Genomic DNA, 24,412 nt, shown 5'->3' with positions numbered 1-24,412 from the left:
TAGGTCGTGTTTTGAATGTCCCGGTCGATGAGAGTCGGGATCGGGGCGGTTCCTGGCGTCGCCGCGGGATCGCCGCGAATACTGGTTGTCTTTGGGCGGTCCCGCGGTGGCGTCAGGGGCCGCATCCGGCCCGGCTATCGCGATCGGGCATTTGAAACACGGCCTAGGTCAGTCGGCCAGCTCGGGCGGGAAACCGCCGGTGGAGATCGGGCCCCAGCGCTCGATCGTCACCCGGATGAGGCTTTTGTTCTGCTTGCGCATGGCCTCGCGGTACTCGTCCCAGTCCGGGTGTTCGCCGGAGATGCACCGGAAGTACTCGACCAACGGCTCCAGCGCGTCCGGCATGTCCAGCACCTCGGCCTGGCCGTCGACCTGCACGTACGGGCCGTCCCAGTCGTCGGACAGGGTGCACAGCGACACCCGTGGGTCCCGCCGGGCGTTGACCGCCTTGGCGCGCTGCGGGTACGTCGAGATCACCACGCGCCCTTCGGGGTCGATCCCGCAGGCCACCGGGGACATCTGCGGACTGCCGTCGGCCCGCCGCGTCACCAGGATCGTGTGATGCCTGGGGCGCAGGAAGTCGATGAGCGCCGCACGGTCCACTTTGTCTTTCGTCGCGATCCGTCGAGCCATGGGCTAACGGTAACGTGCGGACGTGGCGAACCGACTCCGCGCCTGGCTGGCGCCCACCCGCCCGCAGGACGCCGTGACCGATCCGGCCGAGCGCCGCGCGATCAAGATCGAGCTGGTCGTCGTCTTCGCGGTGACGCTCGGCATGTCCGGCGCCCGGTCACTGGTCAGCCTGATCGACGCGCTGCTGCGGCCCGAGCCGCTGGCCGACCAGAGTGTCGCGCTGAACGTGCCGCAGGCCGACCTGGACTTCCTCGACCTGCTCAAGCAGCTGCTCGGCGCGACACAGCTGTTCGCGTGGGGCGCGCTGGGGCTGTTCCTGGTGTGGCGCGCGGGAAGCAGGCTCGCCGACGTCGGGCTGGACCGCCGGTTCATCGGCGGTGACACGCTGCGGGGCGTCGGCCTGGCCGCGCTGATCGGCATCCCCGGCCTGGGGCTTTACCTGGTGGCGTACACGATCGGGGTGAGCCTCGAGGTCGTGCCGACCACGCTGACCGACACCTGGTGGCGGCCGATCGCCCTGACGATCTCCGCGGCGGGCAACGCGTGGGCCGAGGAGGTCCTCGTGATCGGGTATCTGATCACCAGGCTCCGGCAGCTCGGTTTCGGCGAGAACAAGTCACTTGTGGTCTCCGCCGTGCTGCGTGGTTCGTACCACCTGTACCAGGGGTTCGGCGGGTTCGTCGGGAATGTCGTGATGGGCCTGGTGTTCGGCCGCGTCTGGCAGAAGACCAACCGGTTGTGGCCGATGGTCATCGCGCACACGTTGTTGGACGTGGTCGCGTTTGTCGGATATTCGCTGCTGCGCGGCGTTTCCTGGCTTCCTTAGCCGGGCTTGTACCGCATCTTGGCCATGCCGTTCTCCGGCCCGGCCGGGATGCCGGACGCCTCGAACAGCTCGCCGATCCGGCCGGACAGCTCGGCCGGGTCCCAGCGCCTGCCGCCTGCCCTGATCTCGGCGACGGACGTGAACGGCTGGAAGATCTCGACGCTGTCGCCCTGCACGCCGAACACCTTGCCGCTGATGTGCCCGGAGTCCTCCGAGCACAGGTAGGTCACCAGAGGCGCGACGTTGTCGGCCGCGAGGAACCGGAACTCGCCGTCCGACGGGTTCTCGTCGACGACGTCCGTGGTCATCCGGGTCAACGCCATCGGCGCGATTGCGTTCGAGGTGACGCCGTACTGCTGCATCTCGCTTGCCACGATCGCGGTGAACGCGGCGATTCCCGCTTTGGCGCTGCCGTAGTTCGCCTGGCCGTGGAAGCCGTACAGCCCGGCGATCGACGTGGTGTGCACGATCCGGCCGTGCCGCCCGCTGCCTCGCCAGTAGCGGCAGACCGCCCGGGTCGGGGCGAACGTGCCGCGCAGGTGGACGCGGATCACCGAGTCCCACTCGTCGTCGGACATGTCGGCGAGTTCGCTCGTGCGCAGGATTCCCGCGTTGTTCACCAAGGCGTCCAGCCGCCCGAACTCCTCGACCGTGGCCGCGACCGTCCGGTCGACGAAGTCGGTGTCCGCGACGTCACCGGAGGCGACGATCGCCCGCCCGCCGGACGCGATGATCTCGTCGGCCACGTCGTACGCAGGCGACGGGTCGTACTCGGCCAGTACGACCGACGCGCCCTGACGCGCGCATTCCAGCGCCTCAGCCCGGCCGATGCCGCGGCCGGCGCCCGTGACGATGACGACCCTGCCGTCCAGAATGCCCATACACCGAGCCTACGGATCGTCCACAATCTCCGGGCGGGTTTGGACCTGGTAGCCGGACCGGCCGACGTTGTCGCGCACGAACCGGTCCCAGCTGCCGTCGGCGATCATGGCGCGCAGTGCCGCGGTCACCTGGGCACGCCGCGTATCGCCTTTGCGCAGACCGATTCCGTAGCGCTCGGTGGAGAACGGTCTGCCGACGACCTTGAGCTTGTCCGGCTGCTCGGTCGCGTAACCCGCCAGGATCACGTCGTCGCTCGTGACGGCGTCGACCTCGTCCTTGAGCAACGCCTCCACGCACTCGCGGTAGGAGTTGCGCTGCTCCAGGGTGACGCTTTGCGCGTAGTTCGCCTGGACGTGCTGCGCGGGCGTCGATCCGGTCACCGAGCACAGCCGCCAATCGCTGTCGTTCAACGACTCGGGACCGTCGATGTCGGAATTGGTCTTGCGCACCAACAGGCTCTGGCCGGTGACGAAGTACGGCCCGGCGAAGTCCACCCGCTGCTTGCGGGCCTCGGTGATCGAGTACGTCGCCACGATCAGGTCGGCCTTGTGCTGTTCGAGCATCGTCTCCCGGTCGGCCGGGCGGGCCTCGACGAACGTGATGTCACGCTTGTCCGTGCCCAGCTGGGCGGCCACGTACTCGGCCACATCCACGTCGAACCCGGTGAACCCGCCGCCGGGATCGCGCATGCCGAGCCCCGGCTGGTCGAACCGGATGCCGATGGTCATTCCGGGACCGGCGGGCGGCTCGTCGCCGCCACCGCATCCCGCGGCCAGCAACAGCCCTATCGCCGCGCAGACGACGGCACCACGCATGAACTCAGCTCCCCGACTTCGCTGAACTCCGACCGGACCATACCCGCCGGATCATGACACAACAAACAACGCACGATTCAGCCATTTGACGAAACGATTCGCTGTTTTCAGCCTCCTTCACCGTATGTTTCCATCGGAAATGCCGTCGCGGCACGACGATTTACATAGCCAGCGGCTAAGCTGGGTTCTCGTGACCACAGACGTGCAAGTCCAGGCACAGCCCCGCGTCGACAGCGAAGTAGGCACGCTCCGTTCGGTGCTGCTGCACCGGCCAGGCGCCGAACTCAAACGGCTCACCCCGCGCAACAACGACAAGCTGCTCTTCGACGGTATCCCGTGGGTGGACCGCGCGCAGGAGGAGCACGACGCGTTCGCGGAGGTGCTGACCGGCCGCGGTGTCGAGGTGATGCTGCTGTCCGACGTCCTCGGCAAGGCGTTGGAGGACAGCCGCGCGCGGACGACCGGTGTGCTGACCGCCGTCGACGAACGCCGCCTCGGCTACGAACTCGCGGACTCGCTGCGGTCGCATCTGTCCAGCGTGGACGCCAGGACCCTGGCGCACGTGCTGACCGCGGGGATGACGTTCGAGGAACTGCCGGTCGCCGAAGGCGCTTCGCTGGTCCGGCGGATGCATTCGCCGCATGACTTCGCGATCGACCCGCTGCCGAACCTGTTGTTCAGCCGCGACTCGTCGGTGTGGATCGGCGACCGTGTCGCGATCGCGTCGCTCGCCATGCCCGCGCGCGTACGGGAAACCTCTGTGCTGGACCTGGTTTACGCGTACCACCCGCGTTTCCGGCTGTCCGGCCGTGCGTACGGCGCACACTCCGCGCCGGTCGAGGGCGGCGACGTTCTGCTTCTCGCGCCCGGGGTTCTGGCGATCGGCGTCGGCGAGCGCACCACGCCCGCGGGCGCGGAATCCCTCGCACGCTCGGCTTTCAACGACGGCCTCGCGCATACGGTGCTGGCCGTGCCGATCGCCCAGGACCGCGCGACCATGCACCTGGACACCGTGTGCACGATGGTCGACCGGGACGCGGTCGTGATGTACCCGGCCGTCCGGGACACGTTGGTCGCGTACCCGATGCAGTCCGACGGCTCCGGCGGAGTCGTCGCGTCGGGTCCCGTGCCTTTCTTGGCGGCGGCCGCCGAGGCAATGGGAATCGAGCGGCTCAGGGTGATCGACACCGGCCTCGACTCCGTGACCGCCGAACGTGAGCAATGGGACGACGGCAACAACACGCTCGCATTGGCACCCGGCGTTGTCGTGGCGTACGAGCGGAACGTGGAAACCAATGCCCGGCTCGAGGACGCGGGCATCGAGGTCCTCCGCATCAGCGGCTCTGAGCTGGGCTCGGGCCGCGGCGGGCCGCGCTGCATGTCGTGCCCGATCAACCGCGACTCACTCTAGGAGGATTAGGAATGCCTAACCTGAAATAGGCGACCCTTATTTTCAGTTAGGCTTTCCTAAATTTGAGCACAATCGATTGGTATTCGCCACATTATTTGGTCTCTTTAGGGTGATGGAGTTACTGTGGAAATATGACCAGCAAGTTCCATCAGCTCCTGCAGCAGCAGATCCGCAACGAGTTCACGGCATCCCAGCAGTACATCGCGCTCGCGGTGTGGTTCGACGACCAGGACCTGCCGCAGCTGGCCAGGCACTTCTACCATCAGGCGCTGGAAGAGCGTAACCACGCCATGATGATCGTGCAGTACCTGCTGGACAACGACATCAAGGTGACCATCCCCGGCGTGGACGAGGTCCGCAACGACTTCACCGAGGCCGCGGAGCTGGTCGAACTGGCCCTCAACCAGGAACGGCAGGTCACCGACGAGGTGATCGCCCTGGCCAAGGCCGCGCGCGACGAGGACGACTACAAGGGCGAGCAGTTCATGCAGTGGTTCCTCAAGGAGCAGGTCGAGGAGGTCGCGCAGATGTCCACCCTGCTCAACGTCGTCAAGCGCAGCAACGGCAACCTGTTCGACGTGGAGACCTTCATCGCCCGCGAGTCCGTCGGCGACAACGGCACCGACTCCGGCGCCCCACGCGCCGCGGGCGGTTCACTGTAGACACCTGGCTGACCGGGTCACCCCCGCACGTTCCGGACAACTCCCTCGGCGATGCGAACGGCCCGGTCACAGGAATCCACTTTCGGGTCCCCGAAGTGGATTTCGATGCTTTCGGTGCTCGACAGTCCTATGAGCACTGTGCACATCCGAGTGCCCGGCAGCCTGACTGCGGGCTGCCCTTCGACCGTGATCGAGACGGCGTCGTCGGAGCGCCAACTTTCCTCTCTGCGATGAACCTTCGCGAACCGATCAGTGCCGTCGTGCCGGTACCAGATGGAGAAGTGCAGATCCAGGTTCGACTCGTCGTGACGCGTGCACTGAGATTCGTTGGTCAGCACACCGGAACGCTTGATCGGCGGATAGCCCAGGGCTTGGACTTGCTCGTCGGTGAACAGGTCGCAGGGCTTGTCGCGGTACCTGCTCGCGTCCAGTGGCCGCGGGATCGGCGGCGGGCTGGTCGGGATCCCCTTGGTGGTCGTCACGGGCGTGGACGTCACTGATGGCGTACCCGGAGGCGTGCCCGTCGGGCCCTCTGAGCACCCTGACAGCAGGAACAGCGACGCCGTCCCGATCGCAAGCCGTCGAAGCCTCACACCACTCTCCTGCCACCCAGTCGGCAGTGTCCACACGCGACTCACCTGAGCCGGGCCACTATCGCCTCGGCGATACCTGTGGCCTGATCACATCCCGCGCTCTTCGTGTTCGTGGTCCTCACCTCGACGCTCTGTGTGTCCGTGAGCCCGACCACCAGCCAACACGTGGACTGGCGATCCAGCACCACGCTGACCGCGGGCTGGCCGCCGATGTCGCGTGCGGTGGCGTCGTTGGCAGGCCATTCGGCCTCGCGCCGGTAGATCCGCCCCAGATGATCGGCATCCGGGTAGAACAAGATCGTGAGCGTCGTATCGGTGGTGTACTCGGCCCGCCGGATACACCGCTGCACGTCAGTTTCGACCAGGGGATCTCGTTCCCTGACATAACCAAGCGCCTTGGCCTGCTCGTCGGTGAACAAGTCGCAGGGCTTGTCGCCATACCGGCTGGCGTCGAGCGGCGGGATCTGCGGCCGAGTGGGCGGAATCCCCCGCCATGGCGCGGGCACATGTGTGGTCGGTGGAGGATCTTGTTCCTCGTTCGGCGGCGACGCGGTGCACCCGGCCGCGAGGATCAACAGACAGGCAACGACTCGACGCGTCATCACACTGCCCTCCCCTTGCCCAGCCTGCGACCGATCTCGCTGTCGCCCGGTGCGTCGACCTTCTTCTCCGCGAGGTACTTCTCGCGTTCTTCCGCGACTATGGGGCCGATGGGGCCAACGCCACGAATCTCGTTCTTGAAGTTCTCGTACCGGAACGCCGGACTGTGGACATGGCAGATCGGCAGCAGCGGTTTGCACAGGGTCTCCGGATCAGCCGCGTCCTGGACCTGCCCGCTGAGGTCCTGGGTGATCCGGTCGAGTGCGTTGCCGAACGACTCACACAGGCCATCGGCCTCCCGGCGGTAAGCAGCCATCACCTGGTCGGCGTCGTCCCCTTCGATGACACGCTGGGTGATGTCCTTCGAGATCTGCACACCGGTTACCGCGCCCTGGTTGAGAAAATTCCTCGGACTGGAATTGAGCATGCCGTCCACGAGGTTGTGCAGAATCGCCCAGTAGAGCTTCGTGTCCTCCTTCTCCGCATCCTCTTTCGCGATACGAGCAGCGGCTTCCGTCGCCTGAACCAGTTTGTGGTAACTGTCCCGTACTTCCGTCGCGAGTGCGTAGGCGGCTGCGACACATTGCAGGCCGCGGAGAATGCGGCCTTGCTGGTCGTCGCAGAATGTCTCGATCTTCTTCACCTGCCGCCTGAACTCGTCAGCGGCGTCGCCAGTCCAGTTGGCGAGATGCGCGGCACTCTCGGCGAGGTCGGCTTCAAGATCACCATTGGTTCCGACGGCTCGCGCGGCCTTGTGCATCCGCTCGTATTCGTCGGCGAGCTTCTGCGGATCGAGGCTCAGGACGATGCGCACGTCTCGCGGAATGATGTCGATGTGTTCCCGCGGATTGCCCGAGGCGAACCACTCGTCGTCCTTCAGCCAGCGGAAGGTCGCCTTGAGATGCTCGGCAGCGTTTTCGATCTGTTCGTTCGATCGCCAGCCGGCCATGGTCAAATCCGGCCGTCGACGCGGCGGTAGAGCTTGATGATCTCGGTCAGCGCCTCGATGTTGCCGTTCAGAACGTCCCACAGGTGGTGCAGCCGGCGAGCCTGCGTGTCGCTCCAGCCCTGGTAGGCGGACTCGAACCGATCAGCCGCGTCGAAACTGCCCGATCCCTTGAAACCTTCGTGCGCCCGCAACGTGGTCATGGGTGGAAGCAGGCGTTGAACCGCGCTGGGCAACGAACGACTGGCGGCTTTCTCGGCTTCGTCGAGGTCGATCCGGAAGCCCTCGTTGGACATGAGTTCCCCTCTCCCCGTAGCGAACTGCTGCCTGCGGGACTTCGACGCGCGGGCGCGTCAATACGTTCCGCAGTCGCGTAAGCACGGTACGAGATCAACAGAGAGGGGGTGACCGCCGAACCGGCTAATCACACTCGGACTGCTGCGCGGCGACGAGGGCGATCTTGCTGACTTTTCCGCCGATGAAGGTGAATTCATACGTGGCGTTGGCGTTGCCTGGGGCTCTCACGCTGTTGCCGGTCATTCCGGAATAGGCCGCTCGCACGGCTTCCTCGGGCGAGCCGATGGTGACGCGTTCGGGCGTTACGACGCCCGAGGTGAAGGCGAAGGCCACGACCGTCTTGTCCGCGGAAAGGTGGACTGTGCCGGTTGCGGTTTTCGAGGTGTAGAGCGCACAGCCGGCGCTGGACCGTTCCGGGGAGTGGACCTGGGAGGTGGCGAGCAATTGTTCCTCGGTCATGCCGAGGCGCATTCTCCCGACTCCGGAAGGGCCGAGGATGGCCAGGCCGACGGGCGACGGGATCGTCGCGCTCGGCGGCGGTGTGGTGGACCGGGTGCCCGCTGTCGGCGCTGCCGGCCGGCTCGTTCCCGCTGACGGGGCTTGGACTTCCGGCCTTGTCGACGACTCCGTCGGGCCGGAGGAGGACGGCGCACCAGTAGGCGTTGGGGAGGAGGTCGTCTCGATGGGCAGGGTGGGCTGCTGGGCGATCCCGTTCGAGGGTGGGGTCGGCCGGGCCAGCACGAAGGCGCCGCCCGCGAGCACCGCCGCACTCAGGACACCGGCCGCGGACATCAACGCGACGCGGCGGCGGCGAACCCGGCGGGCGCCGGCGACGACGTGCGTTTCGGCGTCGGGCGCGACCCGCATGTCCAGGCGCTCGTCATGGAACAGGCGATTCAGCTCGTCTTCCAGATCCATCTCAACACCTCCCTTCCTCCGTCGCGCTCAGGCGCGTCCGCAAGGTCGCCATCGCCTTGCTGGCCTGGCTTTTCACTGTCCCCGCGCTCACGCCAAGCGTCGAAGCGATCTCCGCTTCGGACAGCCCTTCGTAGTAGCGCAGCACTATTACCGCACGTTGTCTCGGTGGGAGCGCACGCAGTGCCTGCCAGAGAGGTTCGTTCTCGAAGGGGTCCGGTGTCGCGGCCGCCGCGATGTCGGGCAGCTCGGCGACGAGGCTTTCCTTGCGGGTACGGCGCCACCTGCTGATGTGCGTGTTGGCCATGGCGCGACGCGTGTAGGCGAGTGGGTCCCCGGTGTTCCGGACAACACGAGCCCACCTCGAACCAACCTTCTCCAGCACGGTCTGCACCAGGTCAGCCGCGTCATGCGGGTTGCCGGTGAGGGCGTGGCCGTAGCGAAGCAGCCCGGGCAGAGCGGCCCGGACGAACTCGCCGAAGTCATCCACGGCGTAGCTCTCCCCCAAGCCGGGGTTGAGCGTTCCCGCCACCGTCACACGACGAACACGCCCCAGCCGCGGCCGGGGTTGCCTCGACTTGCGTCACGGGTTCGCCAGCACCGCGGGCAGCGTGAAAACCCCGTCCGGGCCGGGCGGAAAGTCGATCACGTCGATCACCGCGCCCGGGTTGATCGGGCCGTAGACGTGCGGGAACCACGGGCCGTCCGGCGGCCCGACGACCGGACGCTCCCACCTCACCGGAGCGTCCAGCCGGGCCGGGTCGATCACCAGCAGCACCAGGTCGGTCCGTCCGCTGAACAGCTGGTTGGCCGGCAGGTGCACGGTGCCGAGGTCCGAACAGTGCACGAAGCCCTCGACCTCAAGGGACTCCGGGCGGTACTCGTCCTGTGGTGGCCATTCGTCCCGGCCACACATGTGCAGGATCACCGGATCGTGACCTGGCGACCGATCAGGCCGTCCCGGGCACGGCGTTCCTCGCTGGTCAACGGCTTGTCGACGAGTGCTTCGGCCAGCCGGGCGCCGAGTTCGGCGACGGGCTTCTCCCACTCGCGCGCGTGCATCTCGTTGTCCAGGTCCCACACCGGCACGAGCAGGCCGTGCGCACGGAACGAGCCCGCGTACTTCGAGCCTTCGCCGAGCGTCAGGCCGCCCGCGGCGCTGAGCCGGGCCAGCGCGGCCATCAGCTCTTCCTCGGGCTCCGGGCGGACCCAGCGCAGGTACGCCTTGTCGCCGGCGAGCGTCCAGTAGGCGGCGTCGCCGATCCGCTGGGTGGGCATGATGGCCTCGTTGGCGCGCTCAAGCGACAGCGCGACCTCACCGGTCGGCTCGGTGTCCGGCGCGAGCCACCAGTTGAAGTTGTCGTGGATCTCCGGCTCGAACGGCGCGTCCGCGTCGAGGATGTCCTGCAACCGCTCGGTGCGCTCGTCGTCCTGGCTGACCACGCTCAGCACGTCACCAGGCTCGGCCTCCTGCGTCCACAGAACGGCCCTGGCGACGTCACGACTGATGTCCAGCGACCGCGTCTGCACCTGCAGACCGATGAACGCGGCCTCGTCGCCGTCAGCACGGACCAGACCGGCGGACGCCAGCGGCAGCACGGTTCCCAGCGTGACCGGACGCTTCGCGTCCGACGCGAGCTTCAGCCGCACGGTGGCCGACGGCACGAACTCGCGTAGCGCGACCAGTTCGCACTCACCGACAAGCCCTTCGAACGGCCGCGCGACGGCGACCTCGGTGACTCCACCGGGCGCGCCGTGGCACGCCTTGTAGCGCTTGCCCGAGCCGCACGGGCAGGCCTGGCGCGGGTTGATCCCTTCCTCGCCGGCCGCCGAACGCCGTGCTCGTCTGGCCTGCTTCGCCCCGGCGCCCTTACCCACGACAACTCCCTATCTCGACGGTTCGGTCTCCGGGACCGTACCGCGCAGAACTTCCAAGGTCGCGGCGGGCTTGTTGGTCGCGATGAACCGCACGCCGAGCCGCCGGCAAAGCAGGACGTCGGCGGGGTCGTCCACCGTCCAGCAGTACACCGGCCTGCCCGCACGTTCCACATACGTGGGATCCGCCCGCAGCCGTTCGATCGACGGCCCGGCGTAGTCGCCGATCCGCGGGGTCAGCCGGATTCCGCTGAGCATCACCGTGGGCAGTCTCGGCGCGTGCCGCTGCACCCGGCGGATCGCGTGTGCCGAGAACGACATCACCACGACGGATGAATCGTCCTTGCTCGGCGGCTTGGCCAGTCCGTGCCTGGCGAGCAGCGCGACCAGCTTGGCCTCGACCAGTCCGCCGTACCGGACCGGGTGTTTGGTCTCGATCCACAGCCGGACGCCGGGCGGGAGCAGGTCGAGCAGGGACTCCAGCCGCAGGACACCGGGTTTGTCCTCGCCGCCCCAGCGCAGTTCGTCGAGTTCGGCGAGGGTCATGGTGCTGACGGCACCGCGCCCTGAGGACGTGCGGTCGACACGGCGGTCGTGCACGCAGACGAGCTCGCCGTCCTTGGACAGCCGGACGTCACATTCCAGGCCGGTGGCCCCCTGGGCCAGTGCCAGCTCGTACGCGGCCAGCGTGTGCTCGGCCAGGTCAGCGGAAGCACCACGGTGGGCGACGATTTCGGGCAACACCTCGCGATCGTCGCACGAGCCGCCTGGCAACCGTGTGAACTGCGGACATACGGTTGCTGACATGCCGTTTGACCCCAGGGACCCCGAATTCGTGGCCGACCCGTACCCGACGTTCGCAGCGCTGCGTGAGCAGGCGCAGGTGCACGTCCATCCTGATCTTGGCCTGGCGATCGCCGTGTCGCACACCGCGAGCTCGGAGGTGCTGCGTCACCGCGGGCTGGGCCGGATCTGGCGGGACGCCACTCCGGTCGAGCAGTTCACGTCGTTCAACCTGCTGCACCGCAACTCTCTGCTGGAGAACGAACCGCCGACGCACACGCGGCTGCGGCGACTTGTCTCGGCCGCGTTCGGCCGCGGGCACACCGAGCGGCTCCGGCCGTGGGTCGAAGAGCTGGCCGGACGGCTGGTCGACGACCTCAAAGGCGGCGGTGACCTGCTGGAGCGGCTGGCCGCGCCGCTGCCGGTCGAGGTGATCGCCCAGTTGCTCGGCGTTCCCGAGGCGGACCGGCCGAAGCTGGTGCCGTGGTCGAACGCGATCGTGAAGATGTACGAGTACGGCCTGCCCGAGGAGTCCCGGCGGAAAGCCGAACAGGCCGCCGGCGAATTCGTGGCGTACCTGCGGGACCTGGCCGCGGAACCGGCGCCCGGCAGTCTGATCGAAGACCTGGTCGCGGCGCATGACGGCGAGAAACTCGACCAGGACGAGCTTGTCGCGACGGCGGTGCTGTTCCTGATGGCGGGCCACGAGGCGACCGTGAACGTGATCGGCAACGGCGTACTCGCGCTGATGCGCAACCGGGCGCAATGGCAGCGTCTGGTCGACGACCCTTCGTTGCTGCCAACGGCTGTCGAGGAACTGATCCGTTACGACGCACCGCTGCAGATGTTCGAGCGCACGGCCACGCAGGAGGTGACGATCGCGGGCCACACCGTCCAGCCCGGCGAGAAGATCGCGGCCCTGCTCGGCGCCGCGGCCCGCGATCCGGAGGTGTTCGACCAGCCGGACACCCTCGACGTCGGCCGCAATCCCAACCCGCACCTCGGCTTCGGTGCCGGAATCCACTACTGCGTCGGCGCTCCGCTCGCCCGCGTCGAGATCATGGCCGCGTTGCGGGCGCTGACCACCCGGATGCCGGACCTCGACCTGGCGGGCGAGCCTGAGCGGCGCCCGGAGTTCGTCATCCGCGGCCTGCGCACGCTCCCCGTGACCGGCTAGCTACCTACCGACGCGTCAGGTCACGGTTCGGCCTGACGCTTGCTCGTCCGCGAGACCCAGAGCTACCTTCCGATAGTCGTGATCCAGATCACTACGCCCGGTTTGCACCGTCGCAAAGGAAGGGCGCGGATGCTGTCGGTCAGCAACCTGGAAGTTGTCTACGACGACGTTGTCCTGGTCCTGCGCGGGCTGAGCCTGGACGTTCCGGCCGGTTCGATCGTGGCCGTGCTCGGCGCGAACGGCGCGGGAAAGACGACCCTGCTGCGGGCGGTCACCGGACTGCTCGGACCGCACCGCGGCCGGATCACCAAGGGCACAGTCCGGTTGGACGGCGAGGACATCACCGGCGCCGACCCGGCGAAGATCGTCCGCCGGGGCATCGCGCAGGTGCTCGAAGGCAGACGGGTGTTCGCCGAGATCACCGTGGACGAGAACCTCAAGGCCGGGGCGTACACGCGGCGATCACGGGCGGAGGTCAAAGAGTCGTACGCCCGCGTGCTCGATCTCTTCCCGGTCCTGGCGCAACGCCGGAAATCCATCGCCGGGTACCTGTCCGGCGGCGAACAGCAGATGCTCGCGATCGGCCGTGCGCTGATGGCCTCTCCCCGGCTGCTCCTGCTCGACGAACCCTCCCTGGGGCTTGCGCCGCGACTGGTCGAGCAGGTGCGGGACATCATCGTGCAGATCAACCAGCAGGGCACGAGCGTGCTGCTGATCGAGCAGAACGCGGTCATGGCGTTGGCCATCGCGAACTCCGGCTACGTGCTGGAGAACGGCAAGGTCGTCAAGGACGGCCCGGCCGCGGACCTGCTGGCCGACGAGGACATCCGCGAGTTCTACCTGGGTTCCGGTGAGCGCCGGTCGTTCGCCGACGTCAAGAGCTACCGGAGGAGGAAGCGTTGGAGCGCCTGACGCCGTTGCTCGAGGTGCGCGACCTGGTGTTGCGGTTCGGCGGGGTGACCGCGCTGGACGGCGTGAGCTTCGACGTCGGCGCGGGCGAGCTCTTCGCGATCATCGGGCCGAACGGCGCGGGCAAGACGTCCATCTTCAACTGCCTCAACGGTGTCTACCGGCCCCAGCAGGGCACGATCACGCTCGACGGGACCCCGTTGACCGGCCGGTCCCCTGCGGCGATCGCGTCGCTCGGGGTCGCGCGGACGTTCCAGAACCTCGGGCTGTTCGAGCACCTGAGCCTGATCGACAACCTGATGCTGGGCCGTCACCACCTGATGAGCACCGGGATGCTGTCCGGGATGCTCTGGTGGGGCAAGGCCAAACGCGAGGAGCTGGCGCACCGCGAGGCCGTCGAGTCGATCATCGAACTGCTCGAACTGGAGTCGTACCGGCGGATGCCCGCCGGGCTGCTGCCCTACGGCGTGGCCAAACGCGCCGAGCTCGGCCGTGCCCTGGCGATGGAACCGGCGTTGCTGCTGCTGGACGAGCCGGTCGCGGGGATGAACCTCGAGGAGACCGAGGACATGGCGCGGTACCTGACCGAGGTCCGCAGGCAGTTGCCGTTGACGATGATTCTGGTCGAGCACGACATGCGGCTGGTGATGGACCTGGCGACGCAGGTGCTCGCGCTGGACTTCGGCGTGGTGATCGCGTCCGGCACACCGGCCCAGATCCAGGACGATCCGCAGGTCATCGAGGCATACCTGGGCGGTGCGGCATGAGCGCGACACTGCAGAAGTCCGCTGTCGACATATCAACGCTGCCGGCCCGGTTGCTGGAGCTGGCCTCGGCGCATCCCGAGGAGGTCGCGCTGCGCCACAAGCACTGGGGCCGCTGGCGTGAGACGACGTGGGCCGAGTACGCGGACCAAGTCGCCAGGGTCGCGGCCGGTCTCCGCTCGTTAGGCGTGGGCCCGGGGTCCCGGGTGGCCGTCCACGCCGAGAACCGTCCAGAGTGGATAATCGCGGACCTCGCCGTGCAGGGACTCGGTGGGGTGAGCGTCGGGATCTACCCGACCTCGCCCGCCGCGGAGATCTCCTACCTGCTCAGGCACGCCGCCGTCTCGGTGCTGATCACCGAGGACGAAGAGCAGCTGGACAAGGTGCTGTCGGTGCGTGACCAGTTACCCGCGCTGCGGCACATCGTGGTGATCGATCCTCGTGGCGTGCGGGCCAAGGACATTCCGGTGTTCGCCGACCTCGTGGCCACTGAGTCCTCATTGGACACCTATGCCTCGTCGGTCGCCTCGTTGAATCCGTCCGCACCGGCGATCCTCGTGTACACGTCGGGTACGACCGGCCCGCCGAAGGGCGCGTTGATCTCGCACGCGAACCTGGTGGCCTCGGGCCGGAGTTTCGTCTCGGCCCTGGGTGCCGGTCCGCGCGACGAAGTGCTGAGTTACCTGCCGTTATGTCACATCGCCGAACGGCTGATCTCGGTGATCGACGCCGTGTGGGCCGGGTCGACGGTGAACTTCGGCGAGGGCGGCGAGGCGTTCCCCCAGGACCTGCGGGACGTTCAGCCGACGGTGTTCCTCGGCGTGCCCCGCGTGTGGGAGAAGATGATGGCCGGCGTCGAGATCCGGATGGCCGACGCCTCGTGGCTGAAACGCCTCGCGTACCGGACGTGTCTGAAGCAGGGGCGTCGGCTCGCTCCTCGCCGGATGGCCGGGCGGCTCGGTGTCGTGGACAAGCTGGTGCTCGCCGGGTGCGAGCTGCTGGTGTTCCGGCCGTTGCGGCTGAAACTCGGCATGTCACGGGTCCGGGTACCGGTCTCCGGGGCGGCGCCGATCGCTCCGCAAGTGCTGGAGTACCTGTGGGCGATCGGGATTCCCGTTCGTGAGGGGTACGGGCAGACCGAGAACACCGCGATCTGCACGCTGACCCCGGCCGGCGACGTCCGGCTCGGGACCGTCGGCCGCGCGTTACCCGGCGTCGAGGTCCGCATCGCGTCCGACGGCGAGATCCTGACGCGTTCGGCCGGTGTGTTCCTGGGTTACCTCGACGACCCCGCGGCGACCGCGGCCACTGTGGACGCGGACGGCTGGCTGCACACCGGTGACGTCGGCGAGCTGTCCGACGACGGATTCCTGACGATCACCGACCGCAAGAAGGACATCATCATCACCGCGGGCGGCAAGAACATCTCCCCGTCGGAGATCGAGAACCTGCTCAAGGTCTCGCCGTACGTCCGCGAAGCCGTGGTGATCGGCGACAAACGCAAGTACCTGACCGCGTTGATCGGGATAGAACTCGACACCGTCGGCAACTGGGCGACCCGCCGGAACCTGGCGTACACGACCTACGCGGACCTGTCCGAGAAGCCGGAAGTGCACGCGCTGATCCGCACCGTCGTGAGCGCTGCGAACAAGGAACTCGCCCAGGTCGAGCAGATCAAACGGTTCACGCTGATCAGCAAGGAACTCGACCACGAGGACGGTGAGTTGACCGCGACGCAGAAGGTCAAACGCAAGGCGATCGAACGCCGGTTCCACGCCGAGATCGAGGCGATGTACCCATGAAAGCCCAGGTAGACCTCGTGAGTGTTTATCCGTGTTCTAACCCCGATAAACACTCACGAGGGGTGAGCTGGGAGGGACGGGGATGACCGCCTTTCTGCAGAACTGCTTCGCCGGGCTGGCGCTTGGATCCACCTATGCCTTGGTCGCGCTGGGGTTCGTGGTGATCTTCAAGTCGACCGGGGTGATCAACTTCGCGCAGGGTGGGCTGCTCGCACTGGGCGCGTACCTCGGGTACACCTTCTCCAACAACCTGCTGCTCGGGTTCGGGGTCGCGATCCTGCTCGCCTGTCTGGCCGCGGCGTTGGTCGGGGCCGGGTTCGAGAGGATCGTGCTGCGCAGGATGGTGGGGCAGCCGCCGTTCGCGGTCATCATGATCACCATCGGGCTTCTTTTCATCCTGGAGCCGGTGATCACCGCCATCTGGGGGTTCGACAACCTGCAGGTGCGCAATCCGTGGAACATCAACACCGTCGAGCTCGGCGGGCTGGTGTTCGGGGTCAAGGACCTGTGGACGATCGGGCTCACGACCGCCGTGGTCATCGGGTTCTTCGCCTTCTTCAAGTACTCGCCGCTGGGTCTGGCGATGCGGGTGACCGCGTTCGATCCGGAAGCCGCGCTGGCGCAAGGGATCAGCGCGCGGCGGGTGTACGCGGTGTCCTGGGCGATCGCGGCGGCGTTGGCCGCGCTCGCCGGGATCGCGATGGCGGCGGGGCCGGGCGGGTTGAGTCCGTCGATCGGGTTCATCGCGTTGGCGGCGTTCCCGGCGATGATCGTGGGCGGGATGGACTCGCCGGGCGGCGCCGTGCTTGGCGGGCTGGTGATCGGGCTCGCCGAGGCGCTGACTCGGGGCTACCAGGACCAACTGTTCTCATGGGCCGGGGACAACGTCTCCATCATCGTTCCCTACATCCTGATGATCGTGATCCTGCTGATCCGGCCGTACGGGCTGCTCGGAACGAAGGACGTGAGGCGAGTCTGATGGCCAAGCCGCACCGCAATCTCGTCCGGGACTACCGGCAGGACCTGCGCCTGTTCGGGTCACCGGCCGCGCGAGCCGGACTCGCCGCCATGCTGGTCACCCTCGTTATGCTGCCGATGGTGGTGCAGGACGACTTCTGGCTCAGCGTCCTGGTCTACGTCGGCATCACGGCCGTCGGCGCGATCGGGCTCAACCTCCTGACTGGCTACTGTGGACAGATATCGCTCGGGCACGCGTTCTTCATCGGCGCGGGTGCGTACGTGACCGGTTGGGCGGGCGGCGAGCTCGGGCTGCCGCTGGTGCTCTGGTTGCCGATGGCCGCACTGGCCGGTGGTTTGCTGGGTGCGGTGATCGGGCCGTTCGCGCTCCGGCTACGCGGCCACTATCTGGCGATCGTGACGCTCGGCCTGGTGTTCGTCGGGGAACACCTGTGGCGCAACTTCAGGGGATTGACCGGCGGCAATTCCGGGACGTCCGTCAACGCACCGGTCAGCCTGGGGCCGATCGACTTCAACCGCGTGGAACTCGCGGGTGAGGTGTATTCCCGCAACCAGGGGTATTTCTGGCTCGTCTGGGCGTTGGTCGCGATCGTCGCCCTGCTGGTGAAGAACCTGGTGAGGACGAGGCCGGGACGCGCGCTGCAAGCAGTGCGTGATCGTGACCAGGCGGCCGAGGTCATCGGGGTACGGGCAGGCCGGTACAAGATCGGCGCGTTCGTCGTCTCAAGCGCCATCGCGTCCGTCGCGGGCGCGCTGTTCGGGTCCTATCAACAGTTCGTGAGCCCGGACGAGTGGAATCTGTTGCTGTCCATCCAGTACATCGCGATTGTCATCGTGGGCGGGCTCGGCACGGTGTTCGGGTCGATCCTCGGCGCCGTCTTCGTCGGCGCGCTGCCCGCGTTGATCGACCGGTTCGGCGACGCCATCCCCGGCGTGCGGACCAGTGTCGGCGGGGAGGGGTTCATCAGCGTGTTCGCGTTGAACCAGGCCATCTTCGGAGTGCTGATCGTGCTTTTCCTGGTGCTCGAACCACGGGGGCTGGCAGGGATCTGGTTACGGATCAAGGCTTACTTCAAGTCTTGGCCATTCTCGTATTAGGAGGCCGTCACCATGCATCGACGCATCACACTGGCGTTGGCCGCGATGCTCGTGATAGCGGGCTGCGGAGGCGCCGGGGATCAGGGTGGCGGTGGCTCCGGTGGCACCGCCGGAGCGCCCCCGTCGACCACCGGGTTCGACGGGACCACCATCAAACTCGGCGTGCTGTCCCCGCTTTCCGGGCCGGTCGCGGTGATCGGGCTGCCGTTGACCGCGGGCAACAAGATCTGGTTCGACGCGCTCAACCAGCGCGGCGGCGTCGCCGGGAAGTACAAGGTGGAGCTTGTCCAGGAGGACACCCAGTACAAGCCGGACGTGACCGTGCAGCAGTACAACAAGGTGAAGGGCAACGTGGTCGCGTTCACCCAGGTCCTCGGCACGGCACCGACTCTCGCGGTGTTACCGCAGCTCAAGACGGACAAGGTGCTGGCCGCGCCCGCCTCGCTGGACGCGCTGTGGGTACGTGAGGCGAACCTGCTGCCGGTCGGCGGGCCGTACCAGATCCAGGTGATCAACGCGCTCGACCACTACTTGACCGACGGTGGCGGCAGCAAGGACGCCAAGATCTGCAACATGATCCAGGACGACGTGTACGGCGAGGCCGGGTTGCAGGGCCTGCAGTACGCCGCCCAGAAGTACGGGTTCAGCATCGCCAACACCCAGCGGTACAAGACCGGCACGGAGAACTTCACCGGTCAGATCCAGGCGTTGGCCGGCGCGGGCTGCCAGATGGTGTTCCTGACCGCGACCCCGACCGACGCGGGCAAGATCTGGGGCACGGCGGCGCAGGCCAAGTTCACGCCACGCTGGTACGCGCAGTCCCCCGCCTACGCGTCGGCCATGTCGAAGTCGGCGATCACGCCGTACCTGCAACAGACCACGTTGATCGTGGCCGAGGGCACGGAGTGGGGCGACGAGAAGGTGCCCGGCATGAAGGACCTGGTGGCCCGCACCGCGCAGTTCGGTCCTGGTCAGCAGCCGGACTACTACCTCGCGTTCGGCTACAACCAGGGCCGCGCGATGACCGCGGTCCTGGAGAAGGCCGTCGAGCTCGGAAACCTGTCCCGTGACGGGATTCTGAACGCGATGAACCAGCTCGGCCGGGTGTCGTTCGACGGCCTGACCGACGACTACCAGTACGGCCCCGTCGAGTCCCGTAACCCGCCACGATCCAGCACGCTGTTCGCGGTCGATCCGACGAAGCCGTTCGGCTTGAAGACGGTCAAGTACAACACGACGTCAGACGCCGCGAAGGCCTTCGAGTTCCAGAAGACCGGCTAACGCTCCACAAGCGGTGGTGACGAGCTCGGCATCCACCTCGGCGCCCCGCAACAGCCACTGCTGCAGCAGACCACGCGCGAGCGCGGCGGCCGACATGGCCACGCGCTCCGCGTGGTGCTGTGTGACGCCCGTGCCGACCAGGGCTTCGGTGAGCGCGTCGACCATCGGGTCCGCGCTGAGCCGTTCGGCGAACACGGGGTCGTGCAGGACCAACGGCGCGAGTTCGGCCTCGAACCGGAAGAGCCGTCGGGTGTCCGAAGTGGACCCGGCGGCGGCCATCGCCGTGCCGAAGTTCCGCAGCACCTCGACGGGCGTGTCGCCGGAGAGATCCAGCGGTCGTTCGGCACGGCAGTGCTCGACGGCCGCGGCGAACAGTTCCCGCTTGCCGCCGAACCCGGAGTAGACCGCGCCGGTCGTGAGGCCGGCTTTCGCCGCGATCGCCTCGACGGTCGCGGCCCGGTACCCCTGCGCGGCGATCAGGTCGATCGCCGCCGTGATCAGGGCACGACGGCTGCGCTCCCGCGTCTCCGCTCTGCTCGGCATGTTGAAATAATAGCACTATCTGAATAATGTCATTATCTATGAGCTTCCCCCACCCCGACGAGGTGACCGCCCGGCTGGCCGAGTTCGGCCCGCCGCGACAGATCGGCAGGTCACGGCTGGGCGAACCGATCACGATGGTCAGCATCGGCAACGGCCCGCGCAGCGCCCTGGTCTTCGCCGGACCGCACCCGAACGAGCCGATCGGCTTTCTGACCGTGCCGCGGCTGGCCGAGTCGGTCACCAGGGACGACCTTGGTTTCACGTGGCACCTCATCGGCTGCGTCGATCCGGACGGCGCGCGGCTCAACGAAGGCTGGTACGCCGGGCCGCTGAGCCGCGAGCGCTACTTCCGCGGGTTCTACCGGCCACCGTTCGACGAGCAGGTCGAATGGACGTTCCCGGACGGCATGCCGGAAACCCGGGCGCTGCGGGCCGTGATCGACGAGGTCCGCCCCGACCTGATGTGCTCACTGCACAACGGCGAAGTCGGTGGCGTCTTCTACTACGTCAGTGCGGACCGTCCTGGGCTCGCGGACGCGCTGGCCGACCTGCCGACAGGCATCCCGCTGCACGTCGGGGATGCCGAACTGCCGGGAACGCAGCGGATCCGGCCAGGGGTGTTCCTGTTCCCGGGCCACGAATTCGTGCCCGGCATGTCGAGCGTGCACTACGCGAGCCAGTACGGAACGTTCAGCCTGGTCGTCGAAGTGCCGCTCTGGTCCGATCCCCGCAGCTCGGACACGACGAGCAGCGGGTTGCCCCGCGCCGACGTGTTCGCGGAGGTGGCGGACATGATCGACGACGTCCGCAAGTTACCGGAGCTGCCCGCCGTACCCGATTCGCCGTTGTCGCGTTCGTTCCTGGAGGTCCAGCCTGCGGCCGAACGATTCGCGAACGCCATGCGTGCCCATCAGGCCGAAGGCGAAGCGACAGTCGCGGAACGGTTCGGGCTCAGGCAGATCGCCCACATGATCCGGCTTCGAGCGTGCGCGACAGCGCTGCGGATAGTCGACGGTGAGCACCGCCAAGCGTTCAGCGAACTCTTCGACAAGTGGTTCGCCGAGGAGGACTCGGTCGCCGAGCCGATTCCGATCTCCAAGCTGGTGGACACACAGGTCGGGGCGATACTGAGCGCCGCGAAGTCGTAGGCGTCCCAGGCGGGACGCTGCGCGTCAGCTGGTCGCATCACCGGGAGGAACCGAATGCCCGGGTCGCACGCAGCGGCGGCGCGGGCGCGTCGACCACCTTGAGCACACGCATCGGTCGCAAGCTGACGGTGTCGATGGGCGCGAGCAGCGCCACGAGTTTGCGGATCAGCAGGATGGTGAGCACCGCGAGGGCGGCTCCGAGCAGGTCGGTCACCGCAGCCAGCACGACACCGTCAGCCTGGGCCTGCACGCCGTCACGGAACCGCCAGGCGAACGTGAATCCCATGAACAACGCGTCGGCGATCCATATCCCCCACCACCACTTGACGAGCCTGCTCGGTGTCGGCCGGTCGTTCGGGTCACCGCGTTCGGCGGCGTGCTCGATCTCCGCGAACACCGAACCGGCCACCGCGAGGTTGACGCCAGGGATCAGCATGCCCAGGAAGAACTGCTTGTTCGTGCGGCCCGGCCGGAAACCGGACGCCTCGGCCGCCGCCATCCTGGCCACGTACAGCCACCAGATCGTCAGCGCGACGGCGATCGCGCCGACGGCCAGCGCCAGGATCGACCCGGTGTAGACGAACGTGTCGGAGGTCGACACGACCCCGCTGCTCAGCGCACCGAACCGGCTTTGCAGCAGCAACACGTACCGCCAGACCTCGGCCGCAGCCGCCAGCACGGCCAGGCCAGCGAGCAGCCAGAGCATGGCGACCGTGTGCTTGGCGATCGACCTGACGCGGTCCACCGCGGCGGGCGTCTCCTGCAACGCCCCGGGCACGGACGTCGGCCACCGCCAGGCCACGCTGGGGAAACCCCACCTCGGCGGCGTCGGGTACGCGGGCGGACCGGCGTACGGCCGACGACGTCCTCGCCCGCCGGAGCCACGCTGGTATGCGCCGGGAGGCACGGTCGCCACCCAGCGCGTCGGCGGTGCAGGCGGTCTGGCCTGGTAATACGGGTGCACGGTCAGATGACCACCGGGTCGGCCTGCGACTCGCTGACCATCTTCTTGCCGGCGACGTCCCACGCCTGCATACCGCCGTCGACGTTGGTGGCGTCCCAGCCGTTGCCGTTGAGGTACGCGGTCACCCGGGCGGACCGGCCGCCGCTCCGGCAGATCACGTAGACGTCCTTGTCGTTGGGCAGCTCCTCCAGCCGCCCGGCCAGCTCGCTCATCGGGATGTGCAGCGCTTCCGGGGCGTGACCGGCGTCCCATTCGTCCTGCTCGCGCACGTCGAGCAGCGTCACGTCGGCCGGCACGTCGTTCACCGTCACGGACGGCACGTTGGGCATAGTCACGCCCCGAATGCTGCCACGATCCGCGTGGGAATGCTGTTATGCCTGCTCAGCCGTACCCGTTCTAGTGCTGTACGGCCTTCTCGGCTCCCACGCCCGTCAGCGCACGCACCTCCATCTCGGCGTACTTGTCGTCGTTGCGCTCCTTCGACAGCACCGTGCCGAGCCAGCCGAGGACGAACGAGACCGGGATGGACACGATTCCGGGGTTGGCCAGCGGGAAGAGATCGAAGTCCGCGTCCGGGAACATCGCGGTGGCGTTGCCGGACACCGCGGGTGAGAACACGATCAGCAGTACGCACACGGCCAGGCCGCCGTAGATGCTCCACAACGCGCCCGAGGTGTTGAACCGCTTCCAGAACAGCGAGTACAGGATCGTCGGCAGGTTGGCGGACGCGGCCACCGCGAACGCCAGCGCGACGAGGAACGCGATGTTCTGGCCGTTGGCGACGATGCCGCCGACGATCGCCACGGCACCGATCACCAGCGCGGTGATCCGGGCGACGCGGACCTCCTGGTCCTTGTCGTCCACCTCACCCTTCTTGATCACGTTCGCGTACACGTCGTGCGCGAACGACGCCGAGGCTGTGATCGTCAGCCCCGCGACCACAGCCAGGATCGTCGCGAACGCGACCGCGGCGATGAACCCGAGCAGCACCGGTCCGCCCAGCGCGGAAGCCAGCAGTGGTGCCGCCGAGTTCGCCTTGCCCGGTGCCGCGTTGATCGCCTCCGGACCGACGATCGCCCCCGCGCCGTAGCCGAGGACCAGGGTGAACAGGTAGAAGATGCCGATCAGCCAGATCGCCCAGACCACCGATCGCCGTGCGTCCTTGGCCGTGGGCACGGTGTAGAAGCGCATCAGGATGTGCGGCAGGCCGGCCGTTCCGAGCACGAGAGCCAACGCCAGCGACACGAAGTCCAGCTGGGTCAGCCCGGTCTTGCCGTACTGCTTGCCCGGATCGAGGACGGCCGCGCCGCCCTTCTCCACGGCCCCGCCGAGCATGGCCGACAGGTTGAAGCCGAACCGGGCGAGCACCCAGACCGTGATCCCGGCCGCGCCGACGATCAGCAGCGCCGCCTTGATGATCTGCACCCACGTGGTGCCCTTCATGCCGCCGACCAGGACGTACACGATCATGATCAGGCCGACCACGGCGATCACCGCGCCCTGGCCCACCGGGTTGGTGATGCCCAACAGCAACGCGACCAGCCCACCGGCGCCCGCCATCTGCGCCAGCAGGTAGAAGAAGCTCACCGCGAGCGTCGACACGGCCGCCGCGGCCCGCACCGGGCGCTGGCGCATCCGGAACGCCAGCACGTCGCCCATGGTGTATTTCCCGGTGTTCCGTAACAGCTCCGCGACCAGCAGCAAAGCCACCAGCCAGGCCACCAGGAACCCGATCGAGTAGAGGAATCCGTCATAGCCGTTCAACGCGATCGCACCCGCGATCCCGAGGAAGGAGGCGGCGGACAGGTAGTCACCGGAAATGGCGATACCGTTCTGCGGGCCGGTGAACGCGCGGCCCGCGGCGTAGTAGTCGGCGGCGGTCCGGGTGTTCTTGCTCGCCCGGAACACGACCACCAAAGTGATCAGCACGAACGCGGCGAAGATCGAGATGTTCAGCGCCGGGCTGGAGCCGGCGACCCCCTGGGCGAGCGTCACTTGTCCGCTCCCTCGATCTGCGCGCGGATCTTCTCGGCCTGCGGATCGATTCTCCTGTTGGCGTACCGCACGTACAGCATGGTGATCACGAATGTCGACACGAACTGCAGGAGACCCAGTACGAGTGCGATGTTGATGTTGCCGAACAACCGCGTCGACATGAAGCCGTGCGCGTAGTCGGCGAGCAACACGTACACCAGGTACCAGACCAGGAACAGCCCGGTCATCGGAAAGACGAATCGGCGCAACCTGCGCCGCAGTTCCGCGAAGTCCGCGGAATCCTGCACTTCACGCCACCTGGCCGGGTCAGGCGGCAGGTGTTCGGCCCCAGTTCGCTCGGTTGTGCTCACTTGACCTCCCCGCTAAGCCACTTCGTGTCCGGGCAACTGATCGGACGTTAGGTAAGCGATGACCTTCGCGTAAGCGGCCGTTCGGGCAGTGTCGCTCAGCCTGTTCGGCGATGCGGTGAACGGTCATTGTCGTCCGACGAAGTGCCCCCACACTCCTTTCATGAT

General features: G+C 67.4%; 28 protein-coding genes. 11 read left to right on the top strand and 17 right to left on the bottom strand.

Translation table 11 applies throughout. From position 1 onward, the window contains the following. Nucleotides 1-168: 168 nt before the first annotated feature. Entirely contained in the window at nucleotides 169-633 is a 465-nt protein-coding gene (locus GC106_RS06795) for a PPOX class F420-dependent oxidoreductase (protein WP_173125507.1), read from the bottom strand. Between the two features lie 22 nt (nucleotides 634-655). Between GC106_RS06795 and GC106_RS06790 the strand changes: the two genes are divergently transcribed. Continuing rightward, the gene (locus tag GC106_RS06790; protein ID WP_173125505.1) at nucleotides 656-1,459 is read left to right on the top strand and encodes a CPBP family intramembrane glutamic endopeptidase; all 804 of its coding nucleotides are present in this window, start codon (nucleotides 656-658) and stop codon (nucleotides 1,457-1,459) included. On the opposite strand, the gene GC106_RS06785 is transcribed toward GC106_RS06790, so the two are convergent. After that, entirely contained in the window at nucleotides 1,456-2,340 is an 885-nt protein-coding gene (locus GC106_RS06785) for an SDR family NAD(P)-dependent oxidoreductase (protein ID WP_173125503.1), read from the bottom strand. The genes GC106_RS06790 and GC106_RS06785 overlap by 4 nt on opposite strands. Nucleotides 2,341-2,349: 9 nt before the next feature. Beyond that, nucleotides 2,350-3,156 (bottom strand): glutamate ABC transporter substrate-binding protein, encoded by an 807-nt coding sequence (locus GC106_RS06780; protein ID WP_173125501.1) that lies wholly within the window; start codon nucleotides 3,154-3,156, stop codon nucleotides 2,350-2,352. Nucleotides 3,157-3,346: 190 nt separating this feature from the next. Here GC106_RS06780 and GC106_RS06775 point away from each other — a divergent pair, with 190 nt between their 5' ends. Continuing rightward, entirely contained in the window at nucleotides 3,347-4,567 is a 1,221-nt protein-coding gene (locus tag GC106_RS06775) for an arginine deiminase (RefSeq protein WP_312872484.1), read from the top strand. A gap of 131 nt (nucleotides 4,568-4,698) precedes the next feature. Then, complete coding sequence (locus GC106_RS06770) at nucleotides 4,699-5,229, top strand: ferritin (RefSeq protein ID WP_173125497.1); 531 nt, start codon at nucleotides 4,699-4,701, stop codon at nucleotides 5,227-5,229. A gap of 17 nt (nucleotides 5,230-5,246) precedes the next feature. Here GC106_RS06770 and GC106_RS06765 read toward each other — a convergent pair whose 3' ends face one another. The 9 genes from GC106_RS06765 to GC106_RS06725 all read right to left on the bottom strand — a co-directional run bounded on the left by GC106_RS06765 (nucleotide 5,247) and on the right by GC106_RS06725 (nucleotide 11,199). After that, on the bottom strand, nucleotides 5,247-5,822 hold the full coding sequence (locus tag GC106_RS06765; protein WP_173125495.1) for a DUF3558 family protein: 576 nt from the start codon (nucleotides 5,820-5,822) through the stop codon (nucleotides 5,247-5,249). A 41-nt stretch (nucleotides 5,823-5,863) separates the two neighbouring features. Beyond that, on the bottom strand, nucleotides 5,864-6,424 hold the full coding sequence (locus GC106_RS06760) for a DUF3558 domain-containing protein (protein ID WP_173125493.1): 561 nt from the start codon (nucleotides 6,422-6,424) through the stop codon (nucleotides 5,864-5,866). Further along, on the bottom strand, nucleotides 6,424-7,371 hold the full coding sequence (locus GC106_RS06755; RefSeq protein WP_173125491.1) for a hypothetical protein: 948 nt from the start codon (nucleotides 7,369-7,371) through the stop codon (nucleotides 6,424-6,426). The genes GC106_RS06760 and GC106_RS06755 overlap by 1 nt, the downstream gene beginning before the upstream one ends. 2 nt (nucleotides 7,372-7,373) lie before the next feature. After that, on the bottom strand, nucleotides 7,374-7,664 hold the full coding sequence (locus tag GC106_RS06750) for a hypothetical protein (protein WP_173125489.1): 291 nt from the start codon (nucleotides 7,662-7,664) through the stop codon (nucleotides 7,374-7,376). Between the two features lie 124 nt (nucleotides 7,665-7,788). Next, complete coding sequence (locus tag GC106_RS06745) at nucleotides 7,789-8,583, bottom strand: hypothetical protein (protein ID WP_173125487.1); 795 nt, start codon at nucleotides 8,581-8,583, stop codon at nucleotides 7,789-7,791. 1 nt (nucleotide 8,584) lies between these two features. Next, nucleotides 8,585-9,118: a SigE family RNA polymerase sigma factor gene (locus tag GC106_RS06740; protein ID WP_376777707.1), complete on the bottom strand. Its 534-nt coding sequence runs from the start codon at nucleotides 9,116-9,118 to the stop codon at nucleotides 8,585-8,587. Nucleotides 9,119-9,163: 45 nt separating this feature from the next. Further along, a complete protein-coding gene (locus GC106_RS06735) occupies nucleotides 9,164-9,508 on the bottom strand; it encodes a DUF952 domain-containing protein (RefSeq protein ID WP_312872482.1) in 345 nt (114 codons plus the stop codon). Next, entirely contained in the window at nucleotides 9,505-10,458 is a 954-nt protein-coding gene (locus GC106_RS06730) for a DUF5926 family protein (RefSeq protein ID WP_173125485.1), read from the bottom strand. The genes GC106_RS06735 and GC106_RS06730 overlap by 4 nt, the downstream gene beginning before the upstream one ends. A 9-nt stretch (nucleotides 10,459-10,467) precedes the next feature. Further along, nucleotides 10,468-11,199, bottom strand: coding sequence for a glycerophosphodiester phosphodiesterase family protein (locus GC106_RS06725; RefSeq protein ID WP_312872481.1), 732 nt, complete (start codon nucleotides 11,197-11,199; stop codon nucleotides 10,468-10,470). A 61-nt stretch (nucleotides 11,200-11,260) separates the two neighbouring features. Here GC106_RS06725 and GC106_RS06720 point away from each other — a divergent pair, with 61 nt between their 5' ends. The 7 genes from GC106_RS06720 to GC106_RS06690 all read left to right on the top strand — a co-directional run bounded on the left by GC106_RS06720 (nucleotide 11,261) and on the right by GC106_RS06690 (nucleotide 19,247). Further along, nucleotides 11,261-12,415 (top strand): cytochrome P450, encoded by a 1,155-nt coding sequence (locus GC106_RS06720; RefSeq protein WP_173125481.1) that lies wholly within the window; start codon nucleotides 11,261-11,263, stop codon nucleotides 12,413-12,415. A 129-nt stretch (nucleotides 12,416-12,544) separates the two neighbouring features. Beyond that, nucleotides 12,545-13,327, top strand: coding sequence for an ABC transporter ATP-binding protein (locus GC106_RS06715; RefSeq protein WP_173125479.1), 783 nt, complete (start codon nucleotides 12,545-12,547; stop codon nucleotides 13,325-13,327). Further along, nucleotides 13,315-14,091 carry an ABC transporter ATP-binding protein gene (locus GC106_RS06710; RefSeq protein WP_173125477.1) on the top strand — a complete coding sequence of 259 codons (777 nt, stop codon included), beginning with the start codon at nucleotides 13,315-13,317 and terminating at the stop codon, nucleotides 14,089-14,091. The genes GC106_RS06715 and GC106_RS06710 overlap by 13 nt, the downstream gene beginning before the upstream one ends. Then, on the top strand, nucleotides 14,088-15,890 hold the full coding sequence (locus tag GC106_RS06705; protein ID WP_173125475.1) for an AMP-dependent synthetase/ligase: 1,803 nt from the start codon (nucleotides 14,088-14,090) through the stop codon (nucleotides 15,888-15,890). Before GC106_RS06710 ends, GC106_RS06705 begins: the two co-directional genes overlap by 4 nt. An 82-nt stretch (nucleotides 15,891-15,972) precedes the next feature. Then, a complete protein-coding gene (locus GC106_RS06700; RefSeq protein WP_173125473.1) occupies nucleotides 15,973-16,869 on the top strand; it encodes a branched-chain amino acid ABC transporter permease in 897 nt (298 codons plus the stop codon). After that, nucleotides 16,869-17,966: a branched-chain amino acid ABC transporter permease gene (locus GC106_RS06695; protein ID WP_173125471.1), complete on the top strand. Its 1,098-nt coding sequence runs from the start codon at nucleotides 16,869-16,871 to the stop codon at nucleotides 17,964-17,966. The genes GC106_RS06700 and GC106_RS06695 overlap by 1 nt, the downstream gene beginning before the upstream one ends. A gap of 12 nt (nucleotides 17,967-17,978) precedes the next feature. After that, on the top strand, nucleotides 17,979-19,247 hold the full coding sequence (locus tag GC106_RS06690) for an ABC transporter substrate-binding protein (RefSeq protein ID WP_173125469.1): 1,269 nt from the start codon (nucleotides 17,979-17,981) through the stop codon (nucleotides 19,245-19,247). Here the strand turns inward: GC106_RS06690 and GC106_RS06685 are convergent. Next, nucleotides 19,206-19,790 carry a TetR/AcrR family transcriptional regulator gene (locus GC106_RS06685; protein WP_173125467.1) on the bottom strand — a complete coding sequence of 195 codons (585 nt, stop codon included), beginning with the start codon at nucleotides 19,788-19,790 and terminating at the stop codon, nucleotides 19,206-19,208. The two genes, GC106_RS06690 and GC106_RS06685, sit on opposite strands and share 42 nt — an antisense overlap. 38 nt (nucleotides 19,791-19,828) lie before the next feature. Between GC106_RS06685 and GC106_RS06680 the strand changes: the two genes are divergently transcribed. After that, complete coding sequence (locus tag GC106_RS06680; protein WP_173125464.1) at nucleotides 19,829-20,938, top strand: M14 family metallopeptidase; 1,110 nt, start codon at nucleotides 19,829-19,831, stop codon at nucleotides 20,936-20,938. 37 nt (nucleotides 20,939-20,975) lie between these two features. On the opposite strand, the gene GC106_RS06675 is transcribed toward GC106_RS06680, so the two are convergent. From GC106_RS06675 to GC106_RS06660, 4 genes are all read right to left on the bottom strand, one after another. Then, nucleotides 20,976-21,845, bottom strand: a complete 870-nt coding sequence (locus GC106_RS06675) for a DUF4328 domain-containing protein (protein ID WP_312872480.1) — start codon at nucleotides 21,843-21,845, stop codon at nucleotides 20,976-20,978. 59 nt (nucleotides 21,846-21,904) lie between these two features. Beyond that, nucleotides 21,905-22,231 (bottom strand): rhodanese-like domain-containing protein, encoded by a 327-nt coding sequence (locus tag GC106_RS06670; RefSeq protein WP_173125622.1) that lies wholly within the window; start codon nucleotides 22,229-22,231, stop codon nucleotides 21,905-21,907. A gap of 67 nt (nucleotides 22,232-22,298) precedes the next feature. Next, nucleotides 22,299-23,897, bottom strand: a complete 1,599-nt coding sequence (locus GC106_RS06665; protein ID WP_173125462.1) for a monocarboxylic acid transporter — start codon at nucleotides 23,895-23,897, stop codon at nucleotides 22,299-22,301. Beyond that, nucleotides 23,894-24,247: a DUF485 domain-containing protein gene (locus tag GC106_RS06660; protein ID WP_173125460.1), complete on the bottom strand. Its 354-nt coding sequence runs from the start codon at nucleotides 24,245-24,247 to the stop codon at nucleotides 23,894-23,896. The genes GC106_RS06665 and GC106_RS06660 overlap by 4 nt, the downstream gene beginning before the upstream one ends. Between the last annotated feature and the right edge of the window lie 165 nt (nucleotides 24,248-24,412).

This window comes from Kibdelosporangium persicum, assembly GCF_013280595.1.
GTDB lineage: Bacteria > Actinomycetota > Actinomycetes > Mycobacteriales > Pseudonocardiaceae > Kibdelosporangium > Kibdelosporangium persicum.
The sequence above is the reverse complement of the archived record's forward strand: the minus strand, read 5'-3'. Positions and strand labels throughout refer to the sequence as shown.

Coding starts and splice junctions, on each gene's coding strand:
- GC106_RS06795 (WP_173125507.1), bottom strand. CDS start 633: ATGGCTCGACGGATCGCGACGAAAGACAAAGTGGACCGTGCGGCGCTC.
- GC106_RS06785 (WP_173125503.1), bottom strand. CDS start 2,340: ATGGGCATTCTGGACGGCAGGGTCGTCATCGTCACGGGCGCCGGCCGC.
- GC106_RS06780 (WP_173125501.1), bottom strand. CDS start 3,156: ATGCGTGGTGCCGTCGTCTGCGCGGCGATAGGGCTGTTGCTGGCCGCG.
- GC106_RS06770 (WP_173125497.1), top strand. CDS start 4,699: ATGACCAGCAAGTTCCATCAGCTCCTGCAGCAGCAGATCCGCAACGAG.
- GC106_RS06760 (WP_173125493.1), bottom strand. CDS start 6,424: ATGACGCGTCGAGTCGTTGCCTGTCTGTTGATCCTCGCGGCCGGGTGC.
- GC106_RS06755 (WP_173125491.1), bottom strand. CDS start 7,371: ATGGCCGGCTGGCGATCGAACGAACAGATCGAAAACGCTGCCGAGCAT.
- GC106_RS06750 (WP_173125489.1), bottom strand. CDS start 7,664: ATGTCCAACGAGGGCTTCCGGATCGACCTCGACGAAGCCGAGAAAGCC.
- GC106_RS06745 (WP_173125487.1), bottom strand. CDS start 8,583: ATGGATCTGGAAGACGAGCTGAATCGCCTGTTCCATGACGAGCGCCTG.
- GC106_RS06720 (WP_173125481.1), top strand. CDS start 11,261: ATGCCGTTTGACCCCAGGGACCCCGAATTCGTGGCCGACCCGTACCCG.
- GC106_RS06715 (WP_173125479.1), top strand. CDS start 12,545: ATGCTGTCGGTCAGCAACCTGGAAGTTGTCTACGACGACGTTGTCCTG.
- GC106_RS06705 (WP_173125475.1), top strand. CDS start 14,088: ATGAGCGCGACACTGCAGAAGTCCGCTGTCGACATATCAACGCTGCCG.
- GC106_RS06700 (WP_173125473.1), top strand. CDS start 15,973: ATGACCGCCTTTCTGCAGAACTGCTTCGCCGGGCTGGCGCTTGGATCC.
- GC106_RS06695 (WP_173125471.1), top strand. CDS start 16,869: ATGGCCAAGCCGCACCGCAATCTCGTCCGGGACTACCGGCAGGACCTG.
- GC106_RS06690 (WP_173125469.1), top strand. CDS start 17,979: ATGCATCGACGCATCACACTGGCGTTGGCCGCGATGCTCGTGATAGCG.
- GC106_RS06685 (WP_173125467.1), bottom strand. CDS start 19,790: ATGCCGAGCAGAGCGGAGACGCGGGAGCGCAGCCGTCGTGCCCTGATC.
- GC106_RS06680 (WP_173125464.1), top strand. CDS start 19,829: ATGAGCTTCCCCCACCCCGACGAGGTGACCGCCCGGCTGGCCGAGTTC.
- GC106_RS06670 (WP_173125622.1), bottom strand. CDS start 22,231: ATGCCCAACGTGCCGTCCGTGACGGTGAACGACGTGCCGGCCGACGTG.